Consider the following 16,431-nt stretch of genomic DNA (forward strand, 5'->3'; position numbering starts at 1 on the left):
ATCGGAGCCACGCTCAGCCAACGCGAACTCTCGCAGCAACGATTCGAGTACCTGGGCAGCGATGAGAACAATCCAGAAAAGGGCTCGGCCACTCCCCTCCCCAGTCCCGGCGTGTACGCACGTCACAACGCAGTGGACATGCCGGCACTGTTGCCCGACGGAACGTTCTCGACCCTCTCCGTCAGCAGCGCCCTCACTCCGCGATCCCCGGATCCCGATACCGGTGAGGAGACTCAGCGATGAATCCCGAGAACTATCTGTATCTGTCGGTCCTGTTGTTCACCATCGGGGCTGCGGGAGTCCTCTTGCGCCGCAACGCCATCGTGGTGTTCATGTGTATCGAATTGATGCTCAACGCCGCCAACCTGGCATTCGTGACCTTCGCGCGCATGCACGGCAATCTGGACGGCCAGATCTTCGCCTTCTTCACGATGGTGGTCGCCGCGGCCGAAGTAGTCGTCGGTCTGGCAATCATCATGATCATCTTCCGATCTCGGCGTTCTGTATCCGTCGACGACGCAGACCTGCTGAAGTACTGACATGTCAGGAGGAATCACGTCCGCCATCTGGTTGCTCCCCACCCTGCCGCTGTGCGGTGCCGCTGTCCTTTTGCTGGCCGGTCGTCGCACGAACGTGTGGGGTCACCTACTCGCCTGCGTCATGGCTCTCGCGTCGTTTGTCGTGGCAGGCGTGTTCTTCATCGCCATGCTCGGCCGTGACACCGCCGACCGTACCGTCACCGAGCACCTTTTCAGTTGGGTCCCGGTCGACAGTCTACAGGTCGAGTTCGGACTGCAGCTGGACCAACTGTCGATGTGTTTCGTTCTGCTCATCACCGGTGTAGGTTCGCTGATCCACATCTACTCGGTCGGCTACATGGCGCACGACCCCGAGCGTCGTAAGTTCTTCGCGTACCTCAATCTCTTCCTCGCTGCGATGCTGCTCCTGGTCCTCGCCGACAATTTCCTCGGACTCTACGTCGGTTGGGAAGGCGTCGGTTTGGCGTCGTACCTGCTCATCGGATTCTGGCAGCACAAGCCGTCGGCGGCGACCGCGGCCAAGAAGGCTTTTGTCGTCAATCGGGTGGGCGACATCGGCTTGATGATCGCAATGATGTTGATGTTCAGCACTTTCGGGTCGCTCGCGTTCAGCAACGTCTTCGGCGGCGCCTCCGGCGCAAGCGAAGGTGTCCTGACGGCGATCGGTCTGATGCTCCTCCTCGCTGCGTGCGCGAAGTCGGCGCAGGTGCCGCTGCAATCGTGGCTCGGCGACGCGATGGAGGGCCCCACCCCCGTCTCCGCTCTGATTCACGCGGCCACGATGGTCACGGCCGGCGTCTACCTGATCGTGCGCTCCAATCCGATCTTCGATCTCGCACCCGACGCTCAACTCGTGGTTGTCATCGTCGGTGCCGTGACGCTCCTGTTCGGTGCGATCATCGGCTGCGCGAAGGACGACATCAAGAAAGCGCTCGCCGCGTCGACCATGAGTCAGATCGGATACATGGTCCTGGCTGCGGGTCTCGGACCGGCCGGATATGCCTTCGCGATTTTGCACCTCATCACCCACGGATTCTTCAAGGCGGGTCTGTTCCTCGGTGCAGGTTCGGTGATGCACGCGATGAACGACGAAACCGACATGCGGCGTTACGGCGGACTCCGAGCGTTCATGCCACTGACTTTTGTCACGTTCGGACTCGGTTACCTTGCCATCATCGGTGTTCCGCCGTTCGCCGGGTTCTTCTCCAAGGACAAGATCATCGAGGTTGCGATCGGCGAGGGTGGCGTCAAGGGTGTAGTGCTGGGCATCGTCACTCTGTTGGGTGCGGCGCTCACTGCCTTCTACATGAGCCGCGTGATGCTGATGACCTTCTTCGGGAAGGCCCGCTGGGAGAACCAGAAACCTCACGAATCTCCGGCAGTGATGACGTCTCCGATGATCATCCTGGCGGTGGGGTCCGTCGGCGCCGGCATGCTCCTGACCATCGGGTCCAGCTTGCAGAACTGGCTCGAACCGGTAGTCGGCTCCCATCACGTCGAACCGCCGATACCCGCATGGTCGATCACCGCACTGGCGCTGCTCGCAGTTGCCGCCGGCGTCGCGATTGCGTATCGCGAGTACGCCACCCGGGAGATTCCACTTGTGGCACCGACTCCGGTTTCACCGTTGACCGTTGCGGCTCGCCGCGATCTGTACGGTGATGCCTTCAACGAGACGGTGTTCGTGAAGCCGGGACAACAACTCACCAAGTCGTTGGAAGTGGTCGACACCAAGGGAATAGGCGGCGTCGTGGGCAGCTTTGCGGTGGTCGTCACCGGGTTGTCCGCGCTCACGCGGAAGCTACAGACCGGGTTTGTTCGCTCGTACGCGCTGGTGATGTTTGTCGGAGCAACACTCGTGGTCGCGACAATGATGGCGGTGACACTGTGGTGATCGAAGCGGCGGTGAGCGACTCTGTGACCAATGCCGGCTTCCCTGCGCTGACGGTGCTCTGGCTGCTTCCGCTCATCGGAGCGGGTGTTGTCCTCGCTCTACCGGCACGGTCGTACCAATTTGCGAAGTCTCTCGCATTGGCTGTGTCCGTGGCAGTCCTGGTGGTCGCCGCCGTTCTCGGAGTTGCGTTCGACCGCGGCGGCGAACAATTTCAATTTGTCGAAAGCCACAGCTGGATACCGGCTTTTGGTACCAGCTACACACTCGGACTCGACGGGATCGCACTCGTTCTGGTTCTTCTCACCGCCGTGCTGGTGCCGTTACTCCTGATCGCGGGCTGGAATGACGTCCCCGCAGACCCGGCATCACCCAAACGCATGCCGCACACCTATTTCGCGCTGATACTTGTTGTCGAGTCCATGGTGATGATTTCGTTCAGCGCCTTGGACATCCTCTTGTTCTACATCTTCTTCGAGGCAATGCTGATACCGATGTATTTCCTCATCGGCGGGTTCGGTGGAGTGGGTAGATCTCGTGCCGCCGTGAAGTTTCTGCTCTACAACCTCCTCGGCGGCCTGGTCATGCTCGCTGCAGTCATCGGCCTGTATGTGGTCACCACGCGCGACGAGAGTCCCTTCACCAGCGGCACTTTCGACTTCCGGGCGATCGCCTCAGCGGCAAACAACGGTGAACTCGGTGTGGGCCCCGGGGTGCTCAACGCCTTGTTCCTCGGATTCATGTTCGCGTTCGCGGTGAAAGCGCCGCTCTGGCCGCTACACAGTTGGTTGCCGGACTCCGCGGTGGAATCGACTCCGTCGACAGCAGTGTTGATGATGGCGGTCGTGGACAAGGTGGGCACGTTCGCGATGATTCGCTACTGCCTGCAACTGTTCCCGGAGTCGTCGTCGACTTTTGCACCGTGGATCATCACGCTCGCCGTGATCGGGATCGTCTACGGCGCAATACTGGCGATCGCGCAAACAGACGTCATGAGACTGATCGCCTACACGTCGATTTCGCACTTCGGCTTCATCATTCTCGGAATCTTCGCGATGACCAGCCAGAGCCAGGCAGGTTCCGCGCTGTACATGGTCAATCACGGAATCTCCACCGCCGCGCTGTTCTTGATTGCGGGCTTCCTGGTCTCGCAGCGAGGTACACGATCGATCGCAGCGTACGGCGGCGTCCAGAAAGTCGCACCCGTCCTGGCCGGCACATTCCTCGTTGCGGGGTTGGCAACGCTGTCGCTGCCGGGTCTCGCGCCGTTCATCAGTGAGTTCCTGGTGCTGATCGGAACGTACTCGCGCTATCACGTGGCCGCTATCGCGGCGACTGCCGCGCTTGTCCTGTCCGCGATCTACATACTCTGGCTCTACCAGCGCATGATGGGCGGACCCGTGAAGGAAGGGCAGGGAACGATCCGCGACCTCGCTCGACGCGAACTCGTGGTGGTCGCCCCTCTGATCGCACTCCTGCTGCTTCTCGGCATCTACCCCCAGCCTGCCTTGGACGTCATCACTCCTGCAGTGAGCCACACGGTCGTCTACGAGGCACCGACGCCGCTCGTCGCCGACCACGAAGGAGGTGTCCACAAATGAGTTCCTTCAACGACGTGACCATCCTCGGCTCGGCCGACGCGGCATCACCCAGTATCGAATACAGCTTGCTCTCGCCGATGTTGATCGTGTTCGGTGTTGCGGTGGTCGGGGTACTCATCGAAGCCTTTGCACCCCGGCGTATTCGGTACCCAGTGCAACTCGTCCTCGGTGTCGGAGGTTTGGCGGCCGCGTTCGTGGCAGTGCTTCTGCTCGCCGGCACGCGGTCGACGGCGATGATGGGTTCTGTTGCTGTCGACGGACCGACGCTGTTCTTGCAGGCCACGATCCTTCTTGTGTCGATCCCCGCGGTACTGCTGATTGCCGAGCGAGGCTCGGGCAACACCGCCGAAGTGATTGCGCAACATGACGCGCTCGGCAGTTTCACCCCTCAAGCGTCGAGCGTCCCGGGAAGTGTTGCGGAGCAAGAAGCAGTGAAGGTGGGTATCGCCCAGACCGAGGTCTTTCCGCTCACCCTCTTCGCTGTCGGCGGCATGCTCCTTTTTCCCGCGTCCAACGATCTGCTGACGATGTTCGTTGCGCTCGAAGTGTTCTCACTGCCTCTGTATCTCCTGTGTGGTCTAGCACGCCGACGTCGCCTGCTCTCCCAGGAAGCTGCGCTCAAGTACTTTCTGCTCGGGGCATTTTCGTCGGCGTTCTTCGTTTTCGGAATTGCGTTGCTGTACGGCTATGCCGGGACGGTCACGCTCTCCGGTATCGCCGACGCAGCTCGCATCGGGTCGGGCACCGATGCCTTTCTCTGGCTCGGAACGGCCCTGGTGGCAGTGGGGTTGCTTTTCAAAGTCGGTGCCGTGCCGTTCCATTCGTGGATTCCCGACGTCTATCAAGGGGCGCCGACGCCGATCACCAGTTTCATGGCGACGGCGACCAAGATCGCCGCATTCGGTGCCATCCTTCGTGTCTTCTACGTGGCCCTGCCCAACGAATACGTGAACTGGCGTCCGCTGATGTGGGCGGTCGCGATTCTCACGATGGTTGTCGGATCGATCGTTGCCGTCACGCAGACCGATATGAAGCGAATGCTGGCCTATTCCGCCATTGCACACACCGGATTCATTCTGACCGCCGTGGTGGCGAACTCGGATGCCGGCCTCGCCTCGGCGATGTTCTATCTTCTGGCTTACGGATTCAGCACCGTGGGCGCGTTCGCCGTCGTGAGTCTGGTTCGGGACGCAGACGGTGAGGTCGCGACGCTCTCGCGCTGGGCCGGATTGGGCCGGCGCTCACCGCTGGTCGGAGTTGTGTTTGCACTGTTCCTGTTGGCTTTCGCCGGGATCCCGTTGACCAGTGGGTTCATCGGAAAGTTCGCGGTGTTCAGCGCGGCAGCCGAGGGCGGGGCCGCACCTCTCGTGATCGTCGGCGTCCTGTGCAGCGCGATCGCCGCGTACTTCTACGTGCGAGTGATCGTGTTGATGTTCTTCACCGAATCGGCCGCAGACGCTCCGACCGTCGTGGTACCGAGTGCACTGACCAGCAGTGTGATCGGCCTCGGCGCCGGTGTCACGCTCATCCTCGGCATACTCCCCCAGCCGGCGCTCGACCTCGCCGAGCGTGCAGCGGACTTCCTACACTGAGCCGATGCGTGAATCTGACCTCGACCCCGGGCTGCCGAGCATCATCCGGGCCCCATGGTTCGTCGTGTTTTCAGCGGTAGCGATTGTCCATCTGATCCTCAATGCCGCTGATGCTGCGCCCTGGGACGGGATCACCAAGGTCATGCTCGCTCCGATTCTGGCTGCCTGGGTTGTCGCCCGACGCGGACCTCGAATTGTTGCTGCTGCGCTGATTGCCTGTGCTTTCGGAGATTTGTTCCTGATCTGGGAGACCACGTTTGTCATCGGGATGGCAGCCTTCGCGATCGGTCACCTCTGCTTCATCCGATTCTTTCTCTCACACGGCGCGCTTCGGGAGATACGAAGGCGGCCATGGTTTCTGTGCGCTTACACCGTCGCTGGGATCGCTCTTGTGTCGTACACCTGGACCGGTCTCGAACCTGAACTTCGAATTGCCGTCCCCGTGTACGCCGCAATACTGGTGGGAACCGCATCAACCGCACTGACGTACAACTCGATCACCGGTATCGGCGGCGCGCTGTTCCTCACCTCTGACGCCCTCATCCTGCTCGGCCAGGCGAACAAGTGGCAGCCCGCCGCTGCGGGCATCTGGATCATGACGCTGTACATCCTCGCTCTGTTGCTTCTGACAGTGGGAGTTCTCGGCCGGAGTAAGACGCCAAACCGTCCATTAGCTCAGAGGCTGTAAGGATCAGCAACCAGCCGGACATCTCTTCATATGACCCCGAAATCCGAGGAACAACCGCCGCCGAGCGGCGAAGAGCGGTTCACCGCCCTGTGGGACGCCTACGCCGGTCGGGTGTTCGCGTATACCTGTCGCCACGTTGATCATCACAGCGCGCAGGAGGTTGTCTCCGAGACGTTCCTCGTTGCCTGGCGACGCTTGGACGAAGTGCCCGAGCAGGCACTTCCATGGCTGTTGGTGGTGGCTCGAAACACCGTGAACAACAACCGTCGCAGCGTTCGGCGCCTTGACGCGCTCACCGAGAAGATGGGACGCATCGAGCAGATTGCGGCATCGACGCCGGGCGCCGACGTCACTGTCACCGAACGCACGGAACTGCTCGAAGCACTGGCAACACTCACCGTCACCGAACGTGAAGCCCTGCTCCTGACTGCCTGGGACGGGTTGACCGCCACCGAAGCCGCGCGGGTCGCTGGGTGTTCGGTTCCGGCCATGCATGTTCGTCTCTTTCGCGCTCGGCGTCGATTGCGCGCCGGGTTGACTTCAGAATCCGTCACCGTAATCCCGATGAACACCGCCCGACCTTGCGCTGCCGCCGAACACGGGAGTACCCCATGAGCAAAGATCTGCTGACCACGCTCGAGAAGCTGCGGCCGAGCGATACGGTTTCCGCCGAACTCTGGCCCGAGAACGTCCAAGATGCCGTACGCACCCGAATCATGGCTACCGAAAACAACATTGGGGCAACCAAGGCTCCACGCCGTCGCGTCGGTGCCATCGTTCTCGTCGCGGCGATCTGCGCAGCAGTGGTGGTGGGCTGCGCCGCTGCCACGGGGATGATGCCGAAAGCGTTCACCGACATGTACTCGGGTTGGCAGACGATGCCGGGAACCAACGGCGGAATAGATCCGTCCACCGCCGAGCGGGTCGGGTCCATTCCCGGACCTGACGGAACCTTGTTCAGCGTCTTTGTCGCCCACGGCGCCAAAGGCTGGAGGTGCGTCGCCCCGGTTTTCGAGGCGTCAGCCGACATCGACAAGGTTGGTCCGTCGAAATTCATCGGCCTCGGACACGGCTGCAGATCAATTGACTTGTACGGCGCAGATTCATTCGGGGGCGGCGCCGGGTACGAGGCCGGTCCGCACGAGGCGACCTACGACGCAGGGGCGGGAGGTGCTGTCCGAGCCGAACTTCACACCGCAGACGGCCAGATCTATCCGACAATTCTTGCCGAAGACCGCTTCTACGGATGGATTCCCCTGTCGCTCACCTCCCCTCGTCCAACCCTCGTCGGATATGCCGCAGACGGGACGGTCGTCGGCACCCGGTGAGCTGTCGGTACCCTCGAAAGATGACTGCACACGCCCCGAACGAGCGCATCCCCAGCCAGTGGGAAGAGATCACTGCAGCCGACTCGACGCATTCCACACGATATGTCGAGCGTTTCCGTTCCATGAGAGCGGACGGCAAGGACATTGTCGGGGAAGCACGTTTGATCGACGCGATGCTCGGACGCGGTGGCCGGGTTCTCGATGCAGGGTGCGGGCCTGGCCGACTCGGCGGTTATCTGCACGACGTCGGGCATGTGGTTGTCGGAGTCGATGTCGACCCGGTTCTCATCGCTGCCGCAGAAGAAGACCACCCCGGGCCGACGTGGATTGTCGGCGATCTCGCCGAACTCGATCTGCCGGCCCGCGGTGTCGAGGCAGATTTCGACGTCATCGTGTCGGCAGGCAACGTGGTGGCGTTTCTCGCGCCGTCCACCAGGCAAGCAGTATTGTCAGGATTTGCTCGTCATCTCGCTCCGAGCGGCCGAGTGGTCATCGGATTCGGTGCCGGCCGTGGCTACGAGTTCCCCGAGTTTCTCGCCGACGCGACCGCGAGTGGCCTCGAGGCTGATCTGCTGCTCTCCACGTGGGATCTTCGCCCGTTCAAGGAGGATTCCGAATTCCTGGTCGCGGTGTTCTCCCGCGCCTGACCCGGCACTTCCCCCGCAGTCCCTGCGATCCGTCACACAGCGATCAACTCACCCTGATCACAATGGTGGCGACTGTTGTTCACTACGAACATAATTGGATCAATGCGGGTGTGGCCGAGCGGCAAGGCAGCGGTCTGCAAAACCGTCCACGCAGGTTCGACTCCTGCCATCCGCTCCCCTTGAGATTCCGCCTTTCGTTACGGAGCAACCATGGTATCGCCGCCGGGCTTTCGTGACATAGCTTCCGCTCGAGCCGAACCATTGCCCTGGAAACATCGCACCACCAAGATGTTTGGCATGCCCCCGGAGCACTACGGTTCCGTACGTGTCGCCGAACGTCCCGGCCGATGCGGGAACTGCGCGGACCCCGCCCCTTCGCTGGAGCGCGGCTGGATCGAGCGCTGCCTCAGGTTCGCACCGCAGCCCGCTCGGTGTGCAGAAATCCTGGTGATGGACCACTACACCGGAGCGATGGAATTCTGCCGGTGCCGACATCCGTTCCACGGGTCCTGATCGCGCCGGATCCTCGAGATCCGCTGTCGAGCCGAGTCCCTCGGCGCCCCGGCTCGACAGCGAAATCACACCTGAATCAGCTCAGCGAGCTCAGCAGCGGCTCGAGAAGCTTGTAGAGCTCGAAGATTCCGATGATCGTTGAAATAGAACCCATGATGATCCTCCGTGATTCGTGAACTTTCCGTGACGTCGCGTCACAGGCAGAAAGCTAACAAACCCGGCATTCAAACGGGGACCTTGAATGTGTCCGGCAGATGAACTCCCTGCTCGGAGAAGCATTTTGGTGACCAGCGTCATGCTCATCGAGAAATGAGCCCCACCGTCACATCACCTGACACCGACCGGCGGTAGCAGCAAAAGTCTGCCCGTTGCGATCTGGCGATACATGGCACCATTTCCAACCCGTCCGACTCTTGCTTTGTGCGCTGAATCCGATTACATTTCTCCACAATAACGGTACGCGTAACGAAATAGCGGGACGGTCTACTTCACAGCCCGATTATCCAGTGCCACAACCCTTCCGGGATCTTGGAGGGGCGGCGTTTCGTCGCGTCCATAAGCTCCTCACTCCCCGATCGAAAGAGAGCACGATGACCACAGAGAGCGTCTCCGGCAATCAGCCGCGACCGGTAGCAACTATCGCAAGCCTGACCCTGCTGATCGCTGCCGTGGCCGCGCTCGAAAGCATCATCGTCCCCGCACTCCCCCTGATACAGAGAGACTTCGGAGTGACGGCCGACGTCGGAGCGCTCGCATCCGTCGCTCTGACGTTGAGCACTGTCCTCGTCACGCCGATGGCCGGGCGAATAGCCGACGTGTACGGCGCCCGCCCCACCTTGCTCGCGATCACGACAATCGTTGTCCTGGGCGGCAGCGTGTCCGCTCTCGCAACGATCTTCCCGCTGTTCGTCCTCGGCCAATTTCTCCAGGGATTCGGGCTCGGGTTGCTTCCCGTGAGCTTCGTGGTCCTACGACGCACTTTATCCTCGGACCGACTGAAGACGGCCACGGGTTTGCTCGGGGCTGTTGTAGTGGCCGGCGGCGCTCTGGGAGTCGTATTGTCCGGGCCCGTCGCGGAAAACGTCTCACGCACCGCGATGTATGCAGTTCCGACCGCGTTCGTTTTGCTCGGCGCAATTGCTTTTGCCGTGAGCACACCACGAGATCACATGTCGAACGTCGGCGGCCGACTCGATTGGCCGGGAGCGGGCGGATTGGCTCTTGGATTGTTGACGCTGACGGCGTGGCTGGCGAGCGCATCGAGCAACGGGTGGGGCGCACCGACGTCGATGCTGCTGCTTCTCGCTTCCGCTGCCGTGTTCGCGATCTGGGCCAGGTATCAGAGCCGGACAACCGAGCCGATGGTCGACCTGACGATGATGCGGCATCGTTCGATGTGGAGCGCCGTGGTCGTCGGCGTGGTTTTCGGGTTCACCTACGGCGCTGTTGTCTATCTACTTCCGCAACAACTCGCCGTGCCGGCAGAGAGCGGATTCGGCCGCGGTGCGTCGACCAGCGCCATCGGCTTCCTGCTGTGCGTCGGCTACGGCGCAGCGGTCATCGCGTCGGTGATCTCCGGAAAGCTCGCACAACGGGTCGGCACGAAAGCCATTGCGGTAGCGGGAGTTGCCTTCCTCGGCCTGAGCGGCGCCGTCGGCGTCTTTGCAACAACGATGTGGCAGATCGTTGTGGTGCTGATCCTTGCGGGTACCGGCGTTGCCGCCGCGTCGACGGCAGTGTTCGTCATCTCCGCCGACAGCGCACCGGCAGACCGCGTAGGTGTCACGACGGCAATAGTCACGATCGCCAGATCGCTGGGTTCTGCTGTGGGAACCCAAATTGCCGCCGGGATCATCGCGAGCGCGACTTCATCCGGCGGCCTTCCCCAGCACTCGGCATTCGCCACAGCTTTCGGAGTGGCGGCAATCGTTGCGATTGTCGGACTCGTTGTCGCGGTGACGATGCCGAAACCGGCATCAACCGATGTTCAGTGGTCGTCGTCGTCCTCGTCGAAGTCTGCGACTCCGCGCTTCCAGTAGCCCGTGATCAGGTGGTCGCCCGAACTCAGGCCGAGTTCGTCGCGCACGAATCTGCGAATGGGCTTGAGACTGGTGGCCTCACCGGAGATCCAGGCGTAGAGGCGCTCACCTTCGGGCACGGTGACCGTCCGTACTGCCTGCTCGAGCAGATCCGAGTGACCGGCTGGGACGTCACCGCGGTGCAGCCATCGCACCTCGACGCCTTCCGGAACAGTGAGTTCGATTTCCTGTGAAGGGTCGGTGATCTCGACGAACACCCACCCGGCGGCAGCAGCGGGCATCATCTCGAGCCAACGAGCAATGGCAGGAAGGGCGGTGATGTCACCGGCCAGCAGATAGCGGTCGTACGTCCACGGAACCACGACGCCACCGGGCGGACCTGCCACGTGCACCCGAGTGCCGACGGTGGCCGCCTGAGCCCAATCAGAGGCGTACCCACCATCGTGGAGCGCGAAGTCGAGGTCCAGCTCCCCCGCCTCGGCGTCGTATCGACGGACGGTGTACTCACGCGAGATCGGCAATGGACGAGGCCACTTCAGGCTGAATCCGTCGCGTTCGGGTAGACGTAAAGTTCCGTCTGCATCCGGGTAGACCAGGCGAACATGCTCGTCGGGAGCGTGCGATTCGAAGCCCGCCAACTCCGGTCCACCCAAGGTCAGACGCAACAGTCCGGTCCCGACCATTTCGCTGCGAACAACTTCGAGTTCGCGAATGCCGATGGGGTACGGCACTTTTGCGCCGGTGGTCCCCGCCAGAACTTCGGCGATGGTCGCGAGGTGGTCTCCTCGGTTCATGAACTACCTTCCTTTTCCGGCGGAGCATTCCCCACCGGCACAGTGTTTTCGGAGAGATCGACTTCGTTGGTCTCCGAAGTTACCCGGCGCACCGAACCCAATGCTGCCAGGAGAACCAGGCCCAGTGTCACACCGGCGAGCCCCAAGACCAGTAGCGCGGCGCCAGGCTCGAGCCACTGCCCGAGGAACCCGGCTGCCATCGAACCGATCGCCGTACCCGTGACGGCTTGCACCATCCACAGACTGGACACGCGTCCGCGCAATTCGTCCGGCGTGTTCTGTTGAAGGACTGCAAATCTCAGAATGTCGTTGAGTGCGCGGCCGAGGCCGAATCCGGCCAGGCCCAGGAACGCGACAATCGCTGCTCCCGACGCACCCAGTACCACCAGGCCGAGAGGCATCAGCGCAACAGAGATCAACATCGCGGCGCCGTTGCAGTGGACTCGTCCGGTCCAACCGCTGGTGAGGGAACCGACCACAGCGCCGACAGCGGGGGCGCCGTAGAGCAGACCGAGCATGGTGGGTCCGCCGCCGAGGACCTGGTCGACGAAGGCAGGCAGCAACACCATCGGCCCGCTGACGAACATGACCAACAGACCGCTGATCAGGATGCCGCGAATGACTGTGTGCGTGCCGGCGAATTTCACGCCGGTCACCAGCGCGCGCATCGGGCTTTCGTGATTCGTGCCCGGTGCAGGAGAAGGGCCGATGGCTTGGAACAACGTGACAGTTGCTGCGGTGGCCACCGCAGCAACAAAGTATGTCGCGGGAATGCCGCCGGAGGCGATGATCACGCCGGCGATTGCCGGCGAGATCATCGTCCCGATGTCGGTGGTCAGCGCTACCAAAGCGCCGGCCGCAGCCATCTTGTTGCGCGGCAACAACGTCGGCATCAAAGCCATCAAGGCCGAGCTGCTGACACCGCCGGCCAAGCCGTCGACAGCTGCCGCGACGTAGATGACCCACATCGACGGGTGTGGCAAGAGCGCATTGCACCCGAGAATGACAAAGCCGAGACCCGCAGCACTGCGGGCCAACTGGATGGTGCGTCGCCGATCGTAACGGTCAGCGAGCACGCCGCCGAACAGGCTGCCGAAGAACATGGCGATGGCCATCGCCGTGGACACTCCGGCGACCTGCAAGGTCGAGCCGGTGAGCTGGTACGTCTGCGCGGGGACGGCTACGACGAGCAGTCCGATCCCGAGCAGCGAGATCAATCGCGCGGAAAAGGCGTACCTGAAGGGACGGCTGGTCCGCAAGGGTGAAACATCGATCACCAGCCCACCGAATCGAGTCATGCGAAGGTCTGGCCGATCAGGTCGAGGGTAGCCATTGCGCCGTCGTAGTCAGGACGGTAGCTGCTGGCGGGGAGCTCGAACGTCGTGCCTGCCTTGAAGGACGGCAACTGCGAGTAAAGCGGATCGGTGGCAAGTTCGGCCATCGGGCGACCGGACACCGGAATCACAAAGGCGACAGGAGCATCGGCGACCTGCGAGAGCAGTTCCGGGCTGACCTCGAACGAGTCACCCGAGCCGAAGAGCTGCGGGTTGCCGGCCTTGGCCATGACGTCGTCGGCCTTGAAACCGAGCTCGGCGAGCATCGCGGGCAGCGCGGCCGTCGGCGGAACGAGGTACGGCTTGTTGCTCGAGACCGAGAGGAAGTAGACGACGTTGCCCTCGGGAACCTTGATCTTGCCCTTGACCTCTTTGACCTTGTCCTCGTATGCGCTCATCAGCGCCGGAACCTGGTCGGAACGGCCCGCCGCGTCGGCGACGATTTCGAGCTGCTTGTCCCACGCGGCGACCGTCTTGGGGACCAAGACGGTGGGTGCGATAGCAGTGAGCTGATCGTAGAGTTCCTCGGACTGAACGGAGGTGATTCCCTGGCCACCGCCGATGATCAGGTCGGGCTCAGCCGCCGCGACGGCTTCGATGTTGAGCTGCTCGCCGGCCGGCAATTCCTTGGTGCCCTGCGCCTTTGCGGCGTCCGCCCAAGCCGGCGGGAATCCACCGTCGAGGTTCGTGACACCGAGGACGCGGGTATCGGTGGCAACCACCGGTGCGTCCAGGGCGTACAGGTATCCGGCGAGACCGCCGCTCAGAACCACGATGCGCTCCGCCGACGCGGGCACGGTGACCGAGCCCTTTTCGGTTTCGATCACGCGGGTCGTGGGCTCTGCAGCCTTGGTCGGTTCGTCGTTCGAATCGCTACTGCAACCGATCATCGCCACGAGTGCGACGATCAGCAACCCTGCGATGGCGACGAAACGTCGCCAACTCCGTATCGCCAACGGTGGCGTGGAGGTCGTCCTACTTTCTCCTACAGTCTTGTTTCGCACTGAGCCGTCTCCCATGTGGATTCTTCAGTTTGTGACGTGACCCGGCATTCGAATGCCAGGGCGTTCCACGAGAGGCTGCTGGAGCAACACTCACTGAATATGGGTAGCCTAAACTAATAAACTCGGTGACAAAAATCTCCACTAGCAATTGACTGCAAAGAATCACAGAGGCACATCAGATCGTCATGACAGCAGCGACCGTTGCCCCCAGCTCATAACATCGGTCGCGGACCAATTTGTCGACACTGCCAGTACTTTCAAGAGTGTCGACCACGCGATTCAGACCGAGTCCCTTAACGATCCTGTTCACGGAAGACACCGCACCAGCGGTGTCGTTGTTGCCGTGAACCCATAACCCGTACGGTCTCCCCTCTACCGCCCCGAGGCATTGGTAATAGGTGGTGTCGAAGAAGTATTTCAACGCACCGGACATATATCCGAAATTCGCAGAAGTTCCAAAGATGTAGCCATCCGCACCCAATACGTCGGGCACCGTTGCAGCCAATGCCGGAATCACCTTGACTTCGACACCCTCGATATCGGGATCGCGGGCACCGGCCACAACAGCATCGAGAAGTTCATGTGTTCCAGGCGAGGGTGAGTGGTGAACCACCAAGAGCGTCTTCACTGGTCCGACACTACGACGACCCGACGCCGACGTGTCGCAGAACCCGCATTGCAGTCAGCAATGTTCACTGCCAATGTTCACTGCCCCGAAGTAGCGAACAGATTCGAGTACGAGTTCACCTCCGCCGCGCCCGCGATTTCTGCCCTCATCGACAGAAATCGTGGCGACGTACATCCTAGAAACTTAGGCTAGCCTCAACATAGCAGATGTTCCAATCGAACTGGAAGGGTGTCCATGTCCGCACTCGCCGAAGTCTCCGAATTCCCGTTGCGCAACAACCGGACTGACGATGAAACGGACTCCGTTTTCCTGCTCTCACGTAGGCAAACGTCGATCCGCACTTCGGGAGTAGTCGAAAAATTCGACTCGGCCTTCGACGCCGCCGAAGCCCTCAAGACCGGGCGCATCGACTCGGTCGTCGGCGCCCTGCCGTTCTCCCCGGAGACGCCGTCCGCCCTCACCGCGCCACTGAGTTTCACACGGGTCCGCGGTGATCTATATCACTCCAACATCCCGTCACTACCCACTTCGCGGGTAGCCGGATTCGAACCCAGCCCGCAGATCCACACCGACAGGGTCCGCGGAGCCATCGAACGACTTCGAGCAGGCGAACTCGACAAGGTTGTCCTCGCACGCTCCCTGACCATCGAGGCCGAGTCCACGATCTTCCCCGCCGCTCTGGCCGAGAAACTGATTGCACTCGATCACGCGCACAACGGTTTCTGCGTCGACCTGTCCCCCGCCGGAGGAAAGTACCGCGGGCGTTCGCTGGTCGGTTCGACGCCCGAGGTTCTGATCGAAAGGCGAGGCGGCGTCGTTTCCTGCCACCCGCTGGCGGGCTCGATTGCACGCCACCCGAATTCGGATCAAGACGAGGCGAATGCCGAGCAACTCCGCGCGTCGACCAAAGATCTCGCCGAACACGCGTTTGTCGTCGACTCCATCAGCGCGATACTCGGACCACTGTGCACGTCCTTCAATGCACCCAGCGCACCGGAAATCCTTCGGACACCGCAACTGTGGCATCTCGGGACCAAGATCGAAGGTGTCCTGATCGACCCGAGCCTGACCTCGCTCGAACTCGCAATGGCGCTGCATCCGACTCCCGCTGTCTGCGGCACACCGACGGTCGCCGCACGCGAGCACATCACCGCAACCGAAGCCGATCGTGGGTTCTATGCCGGTGCCGTGGGCTGGTGCGACCGGACTGGAGACGGCGAGTGGATGGTAGCTATTCGTTGCGCCGAGATCGCAGCAGACGGCCTCTCGGCGCGGGCCTACGCCGGCGGCGGCATCGTCGCTACTTCCGACCCGGAAATCGAATTGAGAGAGACCAGTACAAAATTCCGCACGCTACTCAGTGCGTTCGATCTCGCTGAACATCAGCTCTGACAGGGCGTCACTTCTTCGAGGTGTTCAGGGCAATCGCGGCGTGAACGAGTGCCTTGAACGCCTTTTCGTCGACGGCTTCGCCCTCGTGGAAATCGATCGCCCGTCGCGTATTGCCCTCGAGGCTGGAGTTGAAGAGTCCTGAAGCGTCGTCGAGTGATGCGCCTTTGGCAAAGGTCACCTTCACTGCGCTCTTGTAAGTCTCACCGGTACAGATCATTCCGGCGTGGTACCACACGGGAACACCTCGCCACTTCCATTCCTCCACCACATCCGGATCCACTTCTTTGATCAGAGTTCGTATCCGGGCGAGCATCTCGCCCCGCCAGTCTCCGAGTTCCTCGATTCGCTGGTCGATCAACCGAGACGGGGAATCTGCGCCTTGCTTGTCGGACTCACTCTTCGCCATCGCTTCGTCACTTCCTGCTCGTCGCCGCCGATCTC

15 protein-coding genes, 1 tRNA gene and 1 pseudogene are annotated in these 16,431 nt (G+C 61.8%); 12 read left to right on the plus strand and 5 right to left on the minus strand.

The window, feature by feature from the left end; all coding sequences use genetic code 11:
- The 11 genes and pseudogenes from ACYP01_RS23880 to ACYP01_RS23930 all read left to right on the plus strand — a co-directional run.
- Positions 1-243 (plus strand): annotated as a pseudogene (locus ACYP01_RS23880) (NADH-quinone oxidoreductase subunit J); the annotation flags it as partial.
- The gene (gene nuoK / locus ACYP01_RS23885; protein ID WP_003942238.1) at positions 240-539 is read left to right on the plus strand and encodes an NADH-quinone oxidoreductase subunit NuoK; all 300 of its coding nucleotides are present in this window, start codon (positions 240-242) and stop codon (positions 537-539) included. The pseudogene ACYP01_RS23880 and the gene nuoK, both read left to right, overlap by 4 nt.
- Position 540: 1 nt before the next feature.
- Complete coding sequence (nuoL, locus tag ACYP01_RS23890) at positions 541-2,433, plus strand: NADH-quinone oxidoreductase subunit L (protein WP_459682780.1); 1,893 nt, start codon at positions 541-543, stop codon at positions 2,431-2,433.
- The gene (locus tag ACYP01_RS23895; protein WP_459682782.1) at positions 2,427-4,031 is read left to right on the plus strand and encodes an NADH-quinone oxidoreductase subunit M; all 1,605 of its coding nucleotides are present in this window, start codon (positions 2,427-2,429) and stop codon (positions 4,029-4,031) included. The genes nuoL and ACYP01_RS23895 overlap by 7 nt, the downstream gene beginning before the upstream one ends.
- Positions 4,028-5,623 carry an NADH-quinone oxidoreductase subunit NuoN gene (gene nuoN / locus ACYP01_RS23900; RefSeq protein WP_459682784.1) on the plus strand — a complete coding sequence of 532 codons (1,596 nt, stop codon included), beginning with the start codon at positions 4,028-4,030 and terminating at the stop codon, positions 5,621-5,623. Before ACYP01_RS23895 ends, nuoN begins: the two co-directional genes overlap by 4 nt.
- A 4-nt stretch (positions 5,624-5,627) precedes the next feature.
- Complete coding sequence (locus tag ACYP01_RS23905) at positions 5,628-6,311, plus strand: lysoplasmalogenase family protein (RefSeq protein WP_161120991.1); 684 nt, start codon at positions 5,628-5,630, stop codon at positions 6,309-6,311.
- A gap of 30 nt (positions 6,312-6,341) precedes the next feature.
- Complete coding sequence (locus ACYP01_RS23910) at positions 6,342-6,926, plus strand: RNA polymerase sigma factor (RefSeq protein WP_003942139.1); 585 nt, start codon at positions 6,342-6,344, stop codon at positions 6,924-6,926.
- Positions 6,923-7,639, plus strand: coding sequence for a hypothetical protein (locus tag ACYP01_RS23915; protein ID WP_459682787.1), 717 nt, complete (start codon positions 6,923-6,925; stop codon positions 7,637-7,639). Before ACYP01_RS23910 ends, ACYP01_RS23915 begins: the two co-directional genes overlap by 4 nt.
- A 20-nt stretch (positions 7,640-7,659) precedes the next feature.
- Positions 7,660-8,286 (plus strand): class I SAM-dependent methyltransferase, encoded by a 627-nt coding sequence (locus tag ACYP01_RS23920; RefSeq protein ID WP_218680328.1) that lies wholly within the window; start codon positions 7,660-7,662, stop codon positions 8,284-8,286.
- A 104-nt stretch (positions 8,287-8,390) separates the two neighbouring features.
- Positions 8,391-8,461: transfer RNA gene (locus ACYP01_RS23925), tRNA-Cys, on the plus strand.
- Between the two features lie 928 nt (positions 8,462-9,389).
- Entirely contained in the window at positions 9,390-10,838 is a 1,449-nt protein-coding gene (locus tag ACYP01_RS23930; RefSeq protein ID WP_047271426.1) for an MFS transporter, read from the plus strand.
- Here the strand turns inward: ACYP01_RS23930 and ACYP01_RS23935 are convergent.
- From ACYP01_RS23935 to ACYP01_RS23950, 4 genes are all read right to left on the minus strand, one after another.
- Entirely contained in the window at positions 10,787-11,632 is an 846-nt protein-coding gene (locus ACYP01_RS23935) for a siderophore-interacting protein (protein ID WP_064073667.1), read from the minus strand. The two genes, ACYP01_RS23930 and ACYP01_RS23935, sit on opposite strands and share 52 nt — an antisense overlap.
- Positions 11,629-12,930, minus strand: coding sequence for an enterobactin transporter EntS (gene entS / locus ACYP01_RS23940; protein ID WP_459682790.1), 1,302 nt, complete (start codon positions 12,928-12,930; stop codon positions 11,629-11,631). The genes ACYP01_RS23935 and entS overlap by 4 nt, the downstream gene beginning before the upstream one ends.
- A complete protein-coding gene (locus ACYP01_RS23945) occupies positions 12,927-13,970 on the minus strand; it encodes a Fe2+-enterobactin ABC transporter substrate-binding protein (RefSeq protein WP_459682792.1) in 1,044 nt (347 codons plus the stop codon). Before ACYP01_RS23945 ends, entS begins: the two co-directional genes overlap by 4 nt.
- Before the next feature lie 175 nt (positions 13,971-14,145).
- Positions 14,146-14,598: a flavodoxin family protein gene (locus ACYP01_RS23950; RefSeq protein ID WP_459682794.1), complete on the minus strand. Its 453-nt coding sequence runs from the start codon at positions 14,596-14,598 to the stop codon at positions 14,146-14,148.
- 234 nt (positions 14,599-14,832) lie between these two features.
- Between ACYP01_RS23950 and ACYP01_RS23955 the strand changes: the two genes are divergently transcribed.
- The gene (locus ACYP01_RS23955; RefSeq protein ID WP_459682796.1) at positions 14,833-15,990 is read left to right on the plus strand and encodes an isochorismate synthase; all 1,158 of its coding nucleotides are present in this window, start codon (positions 14,833-14,835) and stop codon (positions 15,988-15,990) included.
- A 7-nt stretch (positions 15,991-15,997) separates the two neighbouring features.
- Here the strand turns inward: ACYP01_RS23955 and ACYP01_RS23960 are convergent, their stop codons facing one another.
- Positions 15,998-16,396 carry a DUF1801 domain-containing protein gene (locus ACYP01_RS23960; RefSeq protein WP_037130001.1) on the minus strand — a complete coding sequence of 133 codons (399 nt, stop codon included), beginning with the start codon at positions 16,394-16,396 and terminating at the stop codon, positions 15,998-16,000.
- Positions 16,397-16,431 lie beyond the last annotated feature (35 nt).

It is taken from the genome of Rhodococcus sp. no. 34, assembly GCF_054589475.1.